At 37.4% G+C, this 16,215-nt stretch carries 13 protein-coding genes; 5 read left to right on the top strand and 8 right to left on the bottom strand.

Features of this window, described 5'->3' with window-relative positions; genetic code table 11:
• Together AACZ30_RS04415 and AACZ30_RS04410 are read left to right on the top strand one after the other, a co-directional pair.
• Positions 1 to 524 (top strand): DNA-binding response regulator (locus AACZ30_RS04415; protein WP_339647944.1); only part of this gene is annotated, 524 nt, incomplete at its 5' end.
• Between the two features lie 440 nt (positions 525 to 964).
• A complete protein-coding gene (locus AACZ30_RS04410) occupies positions 965 to 2,068 on the top strand; it encodes a glycoside hydrolase family 43 protein (RefSeq protein WP_339647942.1) in 1,104 nt (367 codons plus the stop codon).
• 155 nt (positions 2,069 to 2,223) lie between these two features.
• Here the strand turns inward: AACZ30_RS04410 and AACZ30_RS04405 are convergent, their stop codons facing one another.
• Complete coding sequence (locus AACZ30_RS04405) at positions 2,224 to 3,882, bottom strand: glycoside hydrolase family 43 protein (RefSeq protein WP_339647941.1); 1,659 nt, start codon at positions 3,880 to 3,882, stop codon at positions 2,224 to 2,226.
• Between the two features lie 119 nt (positions 3,883 to 4,001).
• Between AACZ30_RS04405 and AACZ30_RS04400 the strand changes: the two genes are divergently transcribed.
• Positions 4,002 to 5,072 carry a LacI family DNA-binding transcriptional regulator gene (locus tag AACZ30_RS04400; RefSeq protein ID WP_093303386.1) on the top strand — a complete coding sequence of 357 codons (1,071 nt, stop codon included), beginning with the start codon at positions 4,002 to 4,004 and terminating at the stop codon, positions 5,070 to 5,072.
• An 11-nt stretch (positions 5,073 to 5,083) separates the two neighbouring features.
• Here AACZ30_RS04400 and AACZ30_RS04395 read toward each other — a convergent pair whose 3' ends face one another.
• The 7 genes from AACZ30_RS04395 to AACZ30_RS04365 are packed head-to-tail and all read right to left on the bottom strand — an operon-like array spanning position 5,084 to position 13,134.
• Entirely contained in the window at positions 5,084 to 6,370 is a 1,287-nt protein-coding gene (locus AACZ30_RS04395; RefSeq protein ID WP_339647939.1) for a TRAP transporter large permease, read from the bottom strand.
• Positions 6,371 to 6,847 carry a TRAP transporter small permease gene (locus AACZ30_RS04390; RefSeq protein WP_339647937.1) on the bottom strand — a complete coding sequence of 159 codons (477 nt, stop codon included), beginning with the start codon at positions 6,845 to 6,847 and terminating at the stop codon, positions 6,371 to 6,373.
• A complete protein-coding gene (locus AACZ30_RS04385) occupies positions 6,840 to 7,820 on the bottom strand; it encodes a TRAP transporter substrate-binding protein (RefSeq protein WP_339647935.1) in 981 nt (326 codons plus the stop codon). Before AACZ30_RS04385 ends, AACZ30_RS04390 begins: the two co-directional genes overlap by 8 nt.
• Complete coding sequence (locus AACZ30_RS04380) at positions 7,817 to 8,488, bottom strand: bifunctional 4-hydroxy-2-oxoglutarate aldolase/2-dehydro-3-deoxy-phosphogluconate aldolase (protein WP_339647934.1); 672 nt, start codon at positions 8,486 to 8,488, stop codon at positions 7,817 to 7,819. Before AACZ30_RS04380 ends, AACZ30_RS04385 begins: the two co-directional genes overlap by 4 nt.
• A gap of 5 nt (positions 8,489 to 8,493) precedes the next feature.
• The gene (locus AACZ30_RS04375) at positions 8,494 to 9,492 is read right to left on the bottom strand and encodes a sugar kinase (RefSeq protein ID WP_339647933.1); all 999 of its coding nucleotides are present in this window, start codon (positions 9,490 to 9,492) and stop codon (positions 8,494 to 8,496) included.
• 3 nt (positions 9,493 to 9,495) lie between these two features.
• Positions 9,496 to 10,911, bottom strand: a complete 1,416-nt coding sequence (uxaC, locus tag AACZ30_RS04370) for a glucuronate isomerase (RefSeq protein ID WP_339647932.1) — start codon at positions 10,909 to 10,911, stop codon at positions 9,496 to 9,498.
• Between the two features lie 21 nt (positions 10,912 to 10,932).
• On the bottom strand, positions 10,933 to 13,134 hold the full coding sequence (locus AACZ30_RS04365) for a glycoside hydrolase family 3 C-terminal domain-containing protein (RefSeq protein WP_339647930.1): 2,202 nt from the start codon (positions 13,132 to 13,134) through the stop codon (positions 10,933 to 10,935).
• A 168-nt stretch (positions 13,135 to 13,302) separates the two neighbouring features.
• Here AACZ30_RS04365 and AACZ30_RS04360 point away from each other — a divergent pair, with 168 nt between their 5' ends.
• Both AACZ30_RS04360 and AACZ30_RS04355 read left to right on the top strand, forming a co-directional pair.
• Entirely contained in the window at positions 13,303 to 15,447 is a 2,145-nt protein-coding gene (locus AACZ30_RS04360) for an alpha-glucuronidase family glycosyl hydrolase (RefSeq protein ID WP_339647929.1), read from the top strand.
• Between the two features lie 17 nt (positions 15,448 to 15,464).
• Positions 15,465 to 16,208, top strand: a complete 744-nt coding sequence (locus AACZ30_RS04355) for an SDR family oxidoreductase (protein WP_339647928.1) — start codon at positions 15,465 to 15,467, stop codon at positions 16,206 to 16,208.
• The last annotated feature ends 7 nt before the right edge of the window (positions 16,209 to 16,215 follow it).

Raw genomic sequence — 16,215 nt, 5'->3', positions numbered from 1 at the left:
AGGACAACAATCACTTTGATTTACTTATTTGCGACCTCTCTTTTAAACAGGATTACAGAGATGAAAAAATAACTTCGGGCCAGGAACTTGTTTCAATCTTAAAAAACGAAGACCCCAAATTAAAGGTTATCGTAAACTCTATTGAAGATCATCCGCAAACCGTTCGTGATTTATGGAATTCCGGTAATATTGACGCTTATGTTTGTAAAGACCGTAATGGACTTAAAGATCTGAAGGAAGCGATTAAAGCTGTAAGCAAAAACAAAAAATACAATTCTCCTTCTATTGAAAAAGCTCTAAAACAGAAAAACCTGCTTAGCCTTAACGAATTTGAGATAAGCATTGTGAAATATCTTTCCAACGGTTACACTCAGGATGAAATTGAAAGAGAATTGAAGAAAAAAAATATTAAACCCAGTAGTAGAAGCGCTATAGAAAAGCGTTTAAAAGAGCTACGCGAAGAATTTAAAGCAAACACCAATCCTCATCTCATTGGGATAATGAAAGACCTTAAATTGATTTAAAAAGTATTCTCTCTTTATAAAAAGCATAAGCTAATTTAAAACACCCCCTACTTCCCACAAGATTCCCCACTCCCAAAGCTTATTTCAAATAAAAAAACCATCCGGTGCAATTGCTACCAGATGGTTCAATCACACACTTACTAAACTTATAAACTACTAGCTAATGGGTTTAATAGTAAACTTGTAGCAGTTTAAATATACTCTTCATTATTATCCCAAATTTTGATAAGCAACTTTAGCAGCAATGATGAAAAAATAAGTCTATATTAAGAATTGTGAGTACTTTAAATTAATAACGCAACCGTTTGTGTTAAAAAACCTATTCTGAAAGCTCATATTTTGCTTAAAAAACTATTTTACAGGGGATATTATCTCATTTAACTTACGAATACGATTGATTTTTTTATATTTTTACCCGAAACATTAAAACCAATTTTAAAATGAAATTAAAACAAAGCCTTCCAATTTTATTACCGGCGCTTATCGCCTTTGGTTGTAAGGATAACAACAAACAGGAGGAGAAAGATGAGACATCTGAAGATTCTATAGCACAACAAGATACTATTAAATATCACTCAGAGCCTTTAATTACTGACCATTTTACTGCAGACCCTTCAGCTCACGTATTTGAAGATAAAATATTTATTTATCCCTCTCATGATTGGGATTCCGGAGAACCTGAAATGGACGACGGCAATCATTTCAACATGAAAGATTATCACGTGTATTCTATGGAAGACCCTGATGGCGAAGTAACCGATCATGGTGAAGTTCTTAACGTAGAAGACGTAGCCTGGGCAAAACGCCAAATGTGGGCACCTGATGCGGCAGAAAAAGATGGCAAATACTACCTTTTCTTCCCTGCAAAAGATAAAGACGATATTTTTAGAATTGGAGTAGCTACATCTGATAAGCCAGAGGGTCCTTTTACCCCGGAAGAAAAACCAATTGAAGGCAGCTACAGTATAGATCCCGCGGTTTACAAAGATACCGATGGTGAATATTATATGTATTTTGGCGGAATTTGGGGTGGCCAGTTACAACGTTGGCAAACCGGAGAATTTGTTGAAGAAGATGAATATCCTGCTGATGATGAACCAGCACTTAGCCCTAAAATTGCTAAAATGAGCGATGATCTATTGAGTTTTGCTGAAGAACCAAAAGATGTTGAAATATTAGATGAAAACGGAGAGCCTATTACCACAGGTGATAACGACCGTAGATTCTTTGAAGCAGCCTGGGTTCACCAATATAATGGTAAATATTATTTCTCTTACTCTACCGGAGACACCCACAATATTGCGTACGCCATTGGCGATAGCCCTTATGGCCCTTTCACTTATCAGGGAGTAATTTTAGAACCGGTTGTAGGTTGGACCAACCACCACTCTATAGTTGAGTACGAAGGAAAATGGTATTTATTCTACCACGATAGTTCACTTTCAGACGGAAAAACCTACTTAAGAAGTATGAAAATGATGGAAATTGAACATTATGAAGATGGTAAAATAAAAACAATGCAGTCTTATACTGAATTAGACTAAGGAAAACTGTTATTATTGAAAAGCTGCTGATATTTAAACTATCAGCAGCTTTTTTTATTCCATATTTTAACGAAGCATATTTTTCTGAAATAATCTAACTAAAAAAACCGATGCCTGGATGCATCGGTTTAAATATATCTTTAAAACTAAAACTATTAATCCCTATAAACTTCATCATTTCCAGAATAATGAAACCAATTAAATAAGGCTTCATTATCACTTGGTTTTCCATTAGAAGTGGTGAATAGTCCTAAGTTAACACCTACAAATCCGCCGGCTACCTGGGTACTAAGATATTTTCCATCCTGAGTTTCTCCCAATTGCTGCCATTCACCTTCAGTTTTGTAGTAGAAAGTATATTCATCTTCTTCAAACTTCAGTTTAAATTCAACTTCAGATACTGTATTGTCTAAAGAAATACTTTCTATTAATTCATCAGACTTATATAATTGCACAACAGGTTGTTCATTCTCTTTAGAGAGGGCTGCGTAATAATAATGGGTTTCCTTTTGAAAAGCGAGCAAACCGGCTTTCTCATTTTCAGCCTTTGCATCAAATTCAACTGAAATAGAAACTTCACCAATTATATGTTGCTGCCTATGACCAAGAAAACTAGGATTAGCCTCGCCTTCCACAGTTTCAGGACGGGTTTTAAGGATAATCCCTTCAGCTCCATTTTTTAGATCATACCAGTTAGTTTTTGGGTTTCTAAGCATCATCCAGTTTAGCGGCAACTCCTTTTTATCAAATTTTTCTTTAAAAGAAAAGTTACCGTTTAACGGAATTAAATCATTTTTTAGTTCAACTCCCTCTGGCAGTGGATAAGAATATTTAATTTCTTCGCCCCCTAAATCGAAAATAGGCCAGTCGTTTTCCCATTTCACCGGAGTTAAGAAAGTTTCCCTTCCCGTATTATATAAATCGCCTTCATATGGTCTCACAGCAAGGAAAACTCCGTACCAATCACCATTTGGATGTTGTACAATATCGGCATGCCCCGCAGAAGTAATAGGATTTTCCCGATCTGGATCTAAATGACGCTGGGTTAAGATTGGGTTTTCTTCAAAAGGAATAAACTCATCATCAATATTGGTGTTTCGGTAAATCATTTCAGAATGGTTCACGGCGGTTCCACCTTCAGCTGTCATTAAATAATAATAACCGTTTAGTTTATAAATCCTGGGACCTTCAGCCCAAACGGGTTCAGTAGAAATATCTACCCCGCCATCTACCAAAATTCGGTTCTCACCAATAGTTTTTAGATTTTCTTTATCAAACTCAATCATTCTAATGGTTCGGTGTCCTTCGTATTTAGCCTGGTTATTTGGCGGTTCACTGTTATAAACCAGGTAAGATTTACCGTTATCGTCAAAGAATAATCCGGGATCTATTCCACTAACTTCCGGAAGCCAAACCGGATCGGACCACGGGCCGGCAGGATCTTCTGCAGTCATTACAAAATTACCTTTCCCATCAACAATGGTACAGGTTAAATAGTAAGTACCCTTATCGTAACTAATATCGGGTGCAAAAACTGCCCGGGAAGTCCCAAAGCCATGTAGATCTACCTGCTCTGGCCTGTGAATCACATTTCCCACTTGCTTCCAATTAACTAAATCAGTACTATGAAAAACAGGGATGCCGGGGTAAAAGGCAAACGTAGAGTGTACCATATAAAAGTTTCCCTCTCCATCATCGGTTATGGCGGGGTCAGGATACCATCCGGCCAGGATAGGGTTTAAAAAATTTTCCTGTGCAGCTCCCCTGCCCAATACGATGAATAATAACAATAAACTAAATAATAATTTCCTCATAATAAACGCAATCGATTGTTAGCTCAAATATATGTTTATTTTTAAATTAAAAGAATTAAGTAAGACTAAAAAATAGGAATTCAACCGGAAATCTATAATTTTTATGCAACCATAAAAAAATGTTTCGTAATATTGTTGCACAACCTAATTTTAGTGTCTATTTGATGAAAAAGAAAGAAGTTACAATTTATGATTTAGCAAAAGAGCTAAACTATTCTCCTTCCACCATTTCAAGAGCTTTAAACAACCATAAAAGTATTGGAAAGAAAACCATAAAAAAGATTCAAAAAACTGCAGAAGAATTTAATTATCGCCCTAATGCCTTAGCTGCCAGTTTAAGAAATAACACTTCCAGAACCATCGGAATAACGATTCCTAAGATAAATCATCCATTTCAAGCTTCTTTGATTACAGGAATTGAAAAAACCGCCAGAAAAGCAGGCTATAATGTGATTATCACACAATCTGATGATAAATACAAAAATGAAGTTGATAACGTAAAAGCTTTATACGACGCTAGAGTTGGAGGCTTAATTGTTTCTTTAGGAATGGAAACTAGAGACACCAGCCATTTTGACCAATATGTGAAACAAAATATACCTATAGTATTTGTAGACCGGGTGCCTGAAAATTTCAATTCTTACCGTGTTATTATTGATAATCACGCTGCTGGATACCGGGCTACAAAACACTTAATAGAACAAGGATGTAAACGAATTGCGCATTTCGCTGGAGCTCAACACGTTAATGTTTATAATTTAAGAAAGAAAGGATACGTGGATGCTCTTATAGACTCTGGACTTCAGGTTGACGAAGAACTCATAATGGATATGAAAACCCTTAGTTTTGAAGAAGGAAAGAAGGCAACCGAAAAGTTATTAAAACTTGATAATCCTCCAGATGGTATTTTTTCTGCTATCGATACTGCTGCAGTAAGTGCAATTTTATATGCTAAAGAAAAAGGAGTTAAAATTCCTGAGGAACTCGCTATTATTGGCTTTAACGATGATCCTATTTCCAGAATCGTAGAACCTACCCTGTCTACCGTTTCGCATCCCGCCCAAAAAATGGGAGAAATATCTACAAAAAGAATTTTAGAACACTCCACGCGTAAACTTGACGCTGCTGTTTCAGAAATTACAATGTTAGATACCGAAATTATTATAAGAAATTCCAGTAAAAGAAAGTAAAGGGATTTTAATTAGAATCCGAATAATTCAGGAAGCCAAAGACTTAAAAACGGGAAAATTATCACCAATATTAAGGAAATCAACATTCCCACAAAAAGTGGTAGCAGAGGTTTTACCACTTTTTGAATAGTAGTATTTGCAACTCCTACCCCTATAAATAAAACTGAACCTACGGGTGGCGTACAAAGCCCAATACATAAATTCAGGATCATTATTACTCCAAAATGTACCGGATCTATTCCCATAGCTACTGCAACCGGAAGAAATATTGGGGTGAAAATCAATACCGCCGGCGTCATATCCATAAAGATTCCCACAAATAATAATATCAGGTTTATTAAAATAATCACTACAAACGGATTATCACTAAAGCCTAATAAAGCTGAAGTTACTTCCTGCGGAATATTTTCGTAAGACATTACCCAGGACATTGCAATAGACATGGCAATAAGTAACATTACCAAAGAAATGGTCCCTACTGATTCTACCAGTACGGTTTTAAGTTTAGAGAAATTCAATTCTTTATAAAGAAAAGCCAGTATCAGGCAATAGACAACAGCCACAGAGGAAGCTTCAGTAGCAGTAAAAATTCCGCCAACAATTCCGCCAATAATTATTATTAATAAAAGCAGGCTTGGAAGGGCATCAAAAAAAGACCGCATAATATGTTTAAGTGAACTTCTTTTTCCTGTAGGGAAACCTTTCTTTTTTGCCCAAACTAAAGCAATGGCCATTAAAATTAAACCGGTAAGAATTCCGGGAAGATAACCGGCTAAAAATAATGCCCCTATACTCACCCCACCACTGGCAAGAGAATAAATTATAAAAATATTACTTGGCGGAATTAAAAGTCCCGTGGTGGCGGAAGTTACATTTACAGCAACACCATATTCTTTGGTATAACCTTCTTTTTCCATCCTTTCAGACATAAAACTACCTATAGCGGCAGCAGCAGCACCGGCAGAACCTGCAATTGCACCAAACATCATTGCAGCTACAATATTTACGTGCGCTAAACCACCGGGCAAAGCTCCCACAAGAGATTTTGCAAATTCAATTAACCTTTTAGCAATTCCGCCGCTATTCATAATGTGGCCGGCAAGTATAAAAAACGGAATAGCGAGTAAGGAAAAACTATCTAACCCGGTAGCCACTCTTTGAGAAATAGTGGTAAAAGCAGGAATAGTATCTACACTAAATAACAATGTTAGTACCGAAGCTATCCCAATGCTCCAGGCAATGGGAACGCGAATTCCCACCAAAACTATAAAGCTAAAAATTAAAACAAATATTTCCATTTACCGATTTGTTTTTAATTCCTGCAAGGTTTGCCGCATTTGCATCCATTTAAAATAAATTATCATCAGACCTGAAATAGGCAAAACCAGGTATACAAATCCCATAGGCAAACCTAATGCTGCAGAAGTTTGTTCGAGCTTAAAGGAAACATATACATACCTACCACCGCCAATTACAAAAATTGCAGCGGTAAAAAGCATAATTATTAATTGCACCAGGAGATCGAGTTTTAATTTTGTCCTGATACTAAACGATTTTGGAAGTAAATCTATAGTGATATGCGTATTTCTACCCGAAATATAAACGGCCCCAAAAAGGCTAACCCAAATTAGCATAAAACGCGCCAGCTCATCTGTCCACGAGCTTTGATCTGCCAGTAGATAACGACTACAAACACCCCATAACACGCTAAACAACATTACCGTTACCAGGCAAACAACCAACCATTCTAAAAACCAGTTAAGTTTTCTACTCATTTCCTAAGTTTTTAATTTCTTGAATGGTTTTATATAATTCAGGTTCTGTTTTTTCTAAATCTTTAATTATATGGCTACTTTTTTCTTTGAATAATTCTTTATCAGGGTAAGTGACTTTCACCCCTTCTTTCTTAATTGCCGTCAGTGCCTCTATTTCGGCAATCTCCCATAATTCCCTTTGTTTTACTGAAGCTTCCTGAGCAGCTTCCTGAATCCATTTTTTTTCTTCGGAAGAAAGCTTGTTATAAATCTGCGTACTTATCACCAAAATATCGGGTACAGCCGAATGCTCATCTAATGAAAAATTTTTACAAATTTCGTAATGTCTTGACGTGTAAAAGCTAGGCAAATTATTTTCTGCTCCTTCTACTACTCCTTGCTGCAGGGAAGTATAAAGTTCTCCCCAGGAAACCGGTGTAGGCGAGCCTCCAAGGGTTTTTACAAGGTTAATTGCCGTAGGACTTTGCATTACCCTTATTTTCAAACCTTTTAAATCTGCCGGAGTTTCAATAGGAGTGTCTTTTGTATAAAATGAACGGCTGCCCGCATCAAAATAGGTTAAGCCCCTTAACCAATATTTCTCGCCGTCTAAAAGAAGTTCATTTCCTAGCTCGCTATCATAAAGCTTATAACGATGCTCGCGGTCTTTAAAAATATAAGGATAACCAAAAACGCGAAGTTTAGGGGAAAAATTTTCCATCACGGCAGATGACACTTTGGTCATCGCTAAACCGCCCAGTTGCAAAAGTTCTAAACTCTGCCTTTCTGAACCTAACTGCCCGCCGGGGTAAACCTCTATTATTAATTCCCCATTAGATTTTTCTTCAACACGCTGAGCAAAAAATACTAAAGCCTGGTGAACCGGATGATCAAGACTCAACCCGTGGGAAAGTTTTAAAGATTTCACCTCATCTTTCTGGCTACAGGAAGCAAAGAGAATTAAGGCAATAAAAAGTTTGAAAACTGATCTCATGTAGATCTTATTTCAGTAATTATTTTTAGCACTTTGGCCACATTGTTTTTTATAGATTCAAAATCAGAATTTTCAACCATATTCTTTGGAATAAGTGCTGACCCCATTCCAACGCAAGTAACTCCAGCGATAAACCATGCTGTTATATTTTCTTCTTCAAGACTAACTCCGCCACTTGGCATAATTGAAGTCCAGGGTTGCGGGCCTTTTATAGCCTTTACAAAACCGGGCCCTAAAACAGCCGCCGGAAACAATTTCAATATTTCGCAGCCCAATTCTTCAGCCTGGCTTATTTCGGTTAGACTACCGCAACCGGGTAGGTATAACACTTTTCTACGGTTACAAACTTTAGCAACATCTTCCCTAATTACCGGGCTCACTACGAATTCTGCACCTAAATTCATATAAAGACTGGCAGTACCCGCGTCTACTACAGAACCTACACCAAGAATCATTTCGGGACATTCTTCTCTTGAAAATTTCAAGAGATTTGCAAAGACTTCGTGAGCAAATTCTCCCCGGTGAGTAAATTCAAAAAACCGTGCTCCTCCTTGATATACTGCTTTAAGCACTTGCTTAACTAATTCCTGGTCCTGGTGATAGAATAAAGGCACTAGCCCCAATTCTTTCATTTTTATCGCAATTTCCGGTCTGGATATTTTTTTCATGATATTTATCTTTTAATTCTTCCTGAGCCATCACCTTCAATTAATTCTAATACTTCTTCTTTACTTACCCTATTAAAATCTCCCACAATAGAATGTTTTAAACACGAAGCCGCCGTGGCAAAATCAAGCGCTTTTTGCTCTTTAAAGTGCTGAAGTCCGTAGATAAGTGCTCCCATAAAACTATCTCCAGCACCAACCCGATCTACAATAGGATAAATGTTGTATTCTATAGATGATAACAATTTTGACCCTGTAAACAGATCTGCCGACCATTTGTGATGAGAGGCGTTTAATTCTTCACGAGTTGTGATCGCGATTTTTTGTAATGAAGGAAATTTTTGTTGTAGAGCTTTAGAAAGTTCGTGATTATTCTGAATATCTTTTATATTGAAAAACTGGTTACAGGCATAAGCACCCGCAAGTAAAACATCGGTTTGTCCCACTAGTTTGGTCATCGTTTCTTCAGGATTTGCACCTTTGTATTGCCAAAGGTTTCCGCGGAAATTAAGATCACCGGAAATTTTAATCCCCTTACTTTTGGCCACCTCAACTGCATGCAAACAAACTTTTGCAGCTTTTGCCGAAATTGCCGGAGTAATACCTGACCAATGGAACCAGTTGCAATCTTTAAAAATCTCATCCCAATTAAACCATTCGGGTTCTATTTGTGAAAAAGCTGAATTTTCCCGGTCATAAATTATTTTCCCGGGACGGTTAATAGCGCCGGTTTCCAAAAAATATAATCCTAATCGATGCCCTTCAAATTTTATGTGATTTAAACCTACATTATTATTTCGTAAATCATTTATGGCTGATTTCCCTAAATCGTTTTCGGGTAAAACACTTAAAAACCCGGTTTTTAAACCAAAGTTTGCTGCAGTTATAAGCACATTTGCCTCACTCCCGCCGTACACAACTTTAAAATTATTTATTTGCGAAAACCTTAGCGCATCTTCGCAAGACAGGCGCATCAATAATTCCCCAAGGCTTACCAGCTTTTTCATAAATTACTTTTTGTCCATTTCAGGAAATTCAAAATACGATTCTGCATTGTAATAACATATATCCTGGATTATTTTACCTATCCATTCTATATCTTCCGGAAGTTCTTTGTTTTCAATATCTTTTCCGAATAAATTACATAAAACGCGTCTAAAATATTCGTGCCTTGGTACAGATAAGAAACTTCTACTATCAGTTAACATTCCGACAAAACAGCTAATTAAACCCATATTTGATAATGAATTCAACTGTTTTTCCATTCCATCTTTTTGATCTAAAAACCACCAGGCAGAGCCATGCTGAATTTTTCCTTTCCGGGAATCACTCATAAAATTCCCGGCCATTGTGGCCATCACTTCATTATCTGAAGGATTCACGTTATAAAGAATGGTTTTAGGCAAATCTCCATTTTTATTTAGTGTATCTAAAAATTTGGCCAGCGGCTTAGCCTGGTTTAAATCTCCAATACTATCTACGCCTGCATCTTTACCAATTTGGTTGAGTAATTTGGAATTGGTATCCCGCACCGGGCCCAGGTGTAATTGCATGGTCCAGTTCTTTTCAGCATACAAGCTACCTAATTTTAATAATAAAGCGGATTGATATTTCTCAGACTCTTTCGCAGTAAGGTTTTCTCCCGATAATTTTTTCTTGAGTAAATTATCTATTTCGCTTTTAGAAAAATCTTCAGCCAACATTCTTTCCAAACCGTGGTCTGAAAGCCTGCACCCGTGTTGATGAAAATATTCTATTCTACTTGCTACTGCTTTAATCAGGGAATCAAAATCTTTAATATCTACTTTAGTTTGATTTCCTATTCTTTTTAGATAAGCTACAAAATCATCGCTATCAATATTTAATAAACCATCTGGCCTAAAAGTGGGAAGCACTTTTACTTCAAAACCGTCTTCCGCAATCTTTTTATGATGCTTTAAATCATCGGCAGGATCATCTGTGGTGCAAACCACTTTTACATTCATTTTCTTTAGCAAATTCCTGGTAGAATAAGCCTGGGTAGCAAGCAAAGAATTACATTGATTGTAGATCTTTTTGGCATTTTTCTCAGTCAATAAATCGGTAATACCAAAATAGCGTTGCAATTCTAAATGCGTCCAATGATAAAGCGGATTTCGCATGGTATAAGGAATGGTTTCTGCCCATTTCTGAAATTTCTCCTCATCGCTACTATTTCCCGTAATATATTTTTCTTCAATACCAAGCGCCCGCATAGCACGCCATTTATAATGATCACCGGCAATCCAGATTTCAGTAAGGTTTTTAAATTGCCTGTCTTGAGCTATGTCTTTAACTGGCAAATGGCAGTGATAATCTATAATAGGCATATCTTTAGCATAGCGCTCATAAAGCTCTTTAGCAAAGCTATTTTCCAGAAGAAAATCTTCTTCAATAAAATTCATCATTTAATTCACTCTTTTCGGTTGTTATCTTAGCGTAAATACGGCTTCTTTAAACTGGGCTGCACCTAATTCCAGGCTCCTGGCAGAAGGGCTGGAACTTCCTATATAAATTTTAAATTCTCCTTTTTCTATGATACTTTCCCCATCATTGTTTACAAGTTCCATCATCTCTGGGGTAATTTCAAACTTTATTTCTTTGGAACTTCCTGCTTTTAAATTTACTCTTTTAATTCCGTAAAGTTGATATTTAGGCGCCTCTACAGAAGTTTCTAAATCTGAAACATACAATTGCACTACTTCTTCTGCTTCGCGATCTCCCACATTAGAAACTTCTATACTTGCCTCCAGGTTTTGACCTTTTCGAATTTTTTCTTTGGATAATTTTATATGAGAAAATTCAAAATCTGAATAGCTTAAGCCATATCCGAAAGGATACATTGGTTTTGCATCCATATATTTATAGGTTCTTCCTTTCATTGTGTAATCTTCGTAAGGAGGCAAATCGTCCAGGGATTTCGGAAAAGTAATTGGCAATCTGCCGGATGGAGAAACCTCACCAAAAATAATATCTGCAATGGCGTTACCACCTTCCTGGCCGGGATACCAAACCATTAATACAGCGTCTGCCAGTTCGTGTACTTCTTCCAGGTTTATTGGGCTTCCCCCCGTAATTACAGCAATTACCGGGTTATCGCCGGCGGCTTCATTTAATTTCCGTAAATAATCCAGCTGGTTTTCAGGAAGATTATAATCCAACCTATCTCCAAAAGTTTCTGAAGCTATAGACTCCCCTTCTTCACCTTCTAATACTCCTGAAATTCCTAACACGGCAATAGTAGCATCGCTATTTCCAGCATTCGGCGAAGCCCAATCCTGCGGGTTAGCATTTGGACGATCTAACAAAGTCCCCTGGCGGTATTGTAACTGACTTTGAGGTTTTATTGCTCCTGCTATTCCTTCAATAATTGTAACCAAATCGGGATTTACACCGTGATAGTTACCAAGCAAAATTTCAACACTCGTAGCATTTGGCCCGGTAATAAAATATTTCGCCAGGTCATTTTTCAAAGGAAGTACTTTGTCATTTTTAAGCATCACGATAGACTTTTGGGCAGTCTCCCTGGCCAATGCCCTGTGTTCACTCGTATTAATATCTTTTGCAGAAAGTTTAGAATAAGGATTATTTGTAGGTGAATCAAAAAGACCGAGTTTAAACTTGGTTTTCATCAAAACGGCAAGTTGCTCGTCTATTTCTTCTTCAGTCACCAAGCCTTGATTTACCGCTTCTACCAAAGAAGGATAAACGCTACCACAGTTAAGGTTAACGCCGCTTTTTATTCCAAGAGCCGCAGCTTCTTCAGGAGTTTCCACAACATTGTGACCTCCATAAAAATCTTCCAATGCCCAGCAATCGCTTACCACATGGCCTTTAAAACCCCACTTATCCCGTAGCACATCGGTAAGTAAATATTCATTTGCACAACAAGGTTCACCGTTAGTAGCATTATAAGCGCACATAATAGTTTCTACCTTAGCATCTACAAGAGCTTCAAAAGCTGGCAGGTAAGTTTCCCATAAATCTTTTTGTGAGGCTATTGCATTAAATTCGTGCCTTAATTTCTCTGGACCGCTATGCACTGCATAATGTTTTGCTGCAGCTGCGGTTTTAAGATATTTATCATCATCTCCCTGCAGACCTTTTACAAACGCCACTCCTAATTTAGCAGTAAGGAAAGGATCTTCCCCGTAAGTTTCCTGTCCTCTTCCCCACCGCGGATCTCGAAAAATATTAATATTCGGAGTCCAAAATGTTAGTCCGCTGTATTGTCTTCTATACCCGTTTTCTACGGCGGTATTATGATTTCCACGGGCCTCATCTGAAATTGCCGAAGAAACTTTAAAAATTAAATCTTCATCAAAAGTAGCGCCCATCCCAATAGCCTGGGGAAAAACCGTGGCAACACCAGAACGACCAATTCCGTGCAATGCTTCATTCCACCAATTATATTCAGGGATACTTAATCTTTCTATGGCCGGGCTATCGTGCATCATTTGCATCGCCTTTTCTTCTAAAGTCAATCGATTGATTAAATCAGTAACTCTTTCATCCATACTTAATGACTCGTCCCTGAAACCATATTCCTTGCCTTTCTCCTGGGCATTAACTGCCCCCAGATTTCCGAAAACAAAAACCAATATAAAGGCGCCCAATACTTTATAATTCATAATTTTATGAGTTTAAAGTTTATAATCATTAAATAAACGATTTTTTCTTAAAAATGTCTTAACAAATTAAACATAAATTTATTATAAACACAACCGATTGCATACAAAATTTTGTCGGCAAGCTTTTTTTGTCTAATTTTCAGCTCACAATCGTTTGATAAAATTATAATGAATTTAAAGAAATTTATTTCCCTGGCCTTTTTATGCCTTTTCGCAGTTAATATTCAAGCCCAAGAAGGTTATGAACTCTGGTTAGATTATACAGAAATACAGGATCCTGGTGTTGAAAAAAAATATGCCCCTTTTCTAAATAATGTAGAATTAATTGGTAATTCTTCTACAATTCAGGCTATAAAGGAAGAGTTAGAACTAGCTCAAGAAGGTTTTGCTTTTGAAAATTCAAAACCCGGTAATGATTCAAAATTAATTATTGGGGTACAAAGCAAACTGCCAACGGCAATAAGAAACATTGTCAATACTGAAAACCTGGGAGAAGAAGGTTATAAAATCACTTCTCTTAATAATGGGAAGACTATTGTAGTAAGTGGAAATTCTGAGATAGCGCTTCTTTATGGAACTTACGGCTTGCTTCGCGAAATGCAGCAAAAAAATGATATTTCAGATTTAAAGATTGAAGAAAAACCAAAAATCCAGAAGCGTGTTTTAAATCACTGGGATAATTTGGATCGCACGGTAGAGCGTGGTTACGCCGGTTTTTCAATTTGGGATTGGCATCTTTTACCCGAACTTATAAAACCCGAATATAAAGATTACGCCCGAGCGAATGCTGCAATAGGAATTAACGGTACGGTCTTGACCAATGTAAATTCCAACGCGCTAATTCTAACCCCTCATTATATTGAAAAGGTTAAAGCCCTGGCCAAAGTTTTTCGACCTTACGGAATCCAGGTCTACCTAACGGCAAGATTTTCTGCTCCAATAGAATTAGGCGATCTTGATACTGCCGATCCTTTAAATGAAGATGTGAAGCAGTGGTGGAAAAACATTGCTGATGAAATATATGCTGAAATCCCAGATTTTGGAGGTTTCCTAGTTAAAGCTGACTCGGAAGGCCAACCAGGACCTTTTCAGTATAATAGAACCCACGTAGACGGAGCCAATATGTTGGCGGAAGCAGTTGCTCCCCACAACGGAATTATTATGTGGCGAGCCTTTGTTTATTCAGAAGAAGATCCAGACGATCGCGCAAAACAAGCTTACGACCAGTTTATTCCTTATGACGGTAAATTTACCGACAACGTTTTGGTACAGGTAAAAAACGGAGCTATAGATTTTCAGCCTCGGGAACCTTTTCATCCAATGTTCGGTGCAATGCCAGATACTCCTTTAATGATGGAATTTCAAATAACTCAGGAATATTTAGGTTTCAGTTCTCACCTGGTTTTTCTTCCAAAACTGTTTGAGGAAGTTTTAGATGAAGATACTTATGCCGATAGTGAAAACTCTACGGTAGCCAAAGTAATTGACGGCACAAATTCAAATAAAAAATTAACCGGAATAGCTGGGGTTGCCAATATTGGTACTGAAAAGAACTGGACAGGACACCCCTTTGGCCAGGCAAACTGGTATGGCTTTGGGAGATTGGCCTGGGATCCTTATATGGATTCTAAAGATATCGCAGAAGAATGGTTAAAAATAAATTTTTCTGATGAAGAAGATTTTGTAAAACCTATGACCGATCTCTTAATAGAATCTCGCGAAGCGGTTGTAAATTATATGACCCCTTTAGGACTACACCATATTATGGCCACCAGTCACCATTACGGTCCCGGGCCCTGGGTAGATGACCTTGGCCGGCCAGAATGGAATCCAGTATATTATCATAAAGCTGATAAAAATGGGATAGGGTTTGATAGAACCAGTTCTGGCAGTAATGCACTTGCTCAATACGCTAAACCTATTGAAGAAAAATATAGTAATCCTGAAACCACGCCTGAAAAATACTTACTGTGGTTTCACCATCTTCCCTGGGATTATAAAATGGATAATGGTAAAACGCTTTGGGATAATATGGCTCTACATTATCAAAAAGGTGTAGAACAGGTTAAAGAAATGCAGGCTACGTGGAAAAAAATGGAACAATATGTAAATGAGGCAGAATTTAAAAAAACCTCCATGCTACTGGCAATTCAGTTAAAAGAAGCAAAATGGTGGCGAGATGCCTGCCTGAGCTATTTCCAGCAATTCTCTGAAAAGGAGTTGCCTGCCGGAGTATCTGAACCCGAACATAATTTAGAATATTATAAATCAATAGAACGTCCATATGCACCAGGCATAAATCCTTCCTGGTAACACAAAAACTAACAAAAATGACCAAACAACTAACAGCAATCGTAACTGGAGCTAACGCCGGACTCGGTTTTGCAACGGCCAAAAAATTCTGTGAAAAAGGAATTAAAACTTACGTAAACGGAAGAAATAAAGAAAAGACAGAAGAGGCCTGTAAAGAATTAGGCGAAAACGCCATACCCTTTATTCTGGATCTTAATGATCTAGATCAAATTCCAGCGGCGATAGAAAAGATTGGGCAGGAAGCTGAAAGCATTGACATCCTGGTAAATAATGCCGGGATTAATATGAAAAAAGAATTCCTGGAAGTAACCAACGAAGAATTTCAGAGTATTTTACACACCAATGTTTTGGGACTTTTCGCAATTAGTCGTGAAGTAGCAAAAATAATGAAGAAACAAAATTCAGGTAGTATCATTAATATTAGTTCTATGGCTGCCCAATATGGTATTCCTAAAGTTATTGCTTATTCAGCCAGCAAAACCGCTGTAGATGGGATGACGCGTGCCATGGCCGTGGATTTAGCGCAATTTGGAATTCGTGTAAATGCGGTGGCGCCCGGTTTTATTGAGACTAATATGTCCCGAAAAGCTTTAAACAACGATCCCGAAAGAAAAAATAAGGTTTTATCCAGAACACCAATGGGCAAGTTGGGGCAACCGTCAGATATTGCTGATGCGGTTTACTATTTTGCTACTAATGAATCATCATTTGTTACAGGAACAATTTTACCGGTAGACGGTGGAAATTCAATAGGATTTTAGGATGATT

This window comes from uncultured Salegentibacter sp. (genome assembly GCF_963972535.1).
Classification (GTDB): domain Bacteria; phylum Bacteroidota; class Bacteroidia; order Flavobacteriales; family Flavobacteriaceae; genus Salegentibacter.
Note: the sequence above shows the minus strand (reverse complement) of the source record. Positions and strands in the feature narration are given on the sequence as shown.

Excerpts from the sequence above, each read along its gene's own strand:
- AACZ30_RS04410 (WP_339647942.1), top strand. The coding sequence starts at position 965 with ATGAAATTAAAACAAAGCCTTCCAATTTTATTACCGGCGCTTATCGCC.
- AACZ30_RS04405 (WP_339647941.1), bottom strand. The coding sequence starts at position 3,882 with ATGAGGAAATTATTATTTAGTTTATTGTTATTATTCATCGTATTGGGC.
- AACZ30_RS04400 (WP_093303386.1), top strand. The coding sequence starts at position 4,002 with ATGTTTCGTAATATTGTTGCACAACCTAATTTTAGTGTCTATTTGATG.
- AACZ30_RS04395 (WP_339647939.1), bottom strand. The coding sequence starts at position 6,370 with ATGGAAATATTTGTTTTAATTTTTAGCTTTATAGTTTTGGTGGGAATT.
- AACZ30_RS04390 (WP_339647937.1), bottom strand. The coding sequence starts at position 6,847 with ATGAGTAGAAAACTTAACTGGTTTTTAGAATGGTTGGTTGTTTGCCTG.
- AACZ30_RS04385 (WP_339647935.1), bottom strand. The coding sequence starts at position 7,820 with ATGAGATCAGTTTTCAAACTTTTTATTGCCTTAATTCTCTTTGCTTCC.
- AACZ30_RS04380 (WP_339647934.1), bottom strand. The coding sequence starts at position 8,488 with ATGAAAAAAATATCCAGACCGGAAATTGCGATAAAAATGAAAGAATTG.
- AACZ30_RS04375 (WP_339647933.1), bottom strand. The coding sequence starts at position 9,492 with ATGAAAAAGCTGGTAAGCCTTGGGGAATTATTGATGCGCCTGTCTTGC.
- uxaC (WP_339647932.1), bottom strand. The coding sequence starts at position 10,911 with ATGATGAATTTTATTGAAGAAGATTTTCTTCTGGAAAATAGCTTTGCT.
- AACZ30_RS04365 (WP_339647930.1), bottom strand. The coding sequence starts at position 13,134 with ATGAATTATAAAGTATTGGGCGCCTTTATATTGGTTTTTGTTTTCGGA.
- AACZ30_RS04360 (WP_339647929.1), top strand. The coding sequence starts at position 13,303 with ATGAATTTAAAGAAATTTATTTCCCTGGCCTTTTTATGCCTTTTCGCA.
- AACZ30_RS04355 (WP_339647928.1), top strand. The coding sequence starts at position 15,465 with ATGACCAAACAACTAACAGCAATCGTAACTGGAGCTAACGCCGGACTC.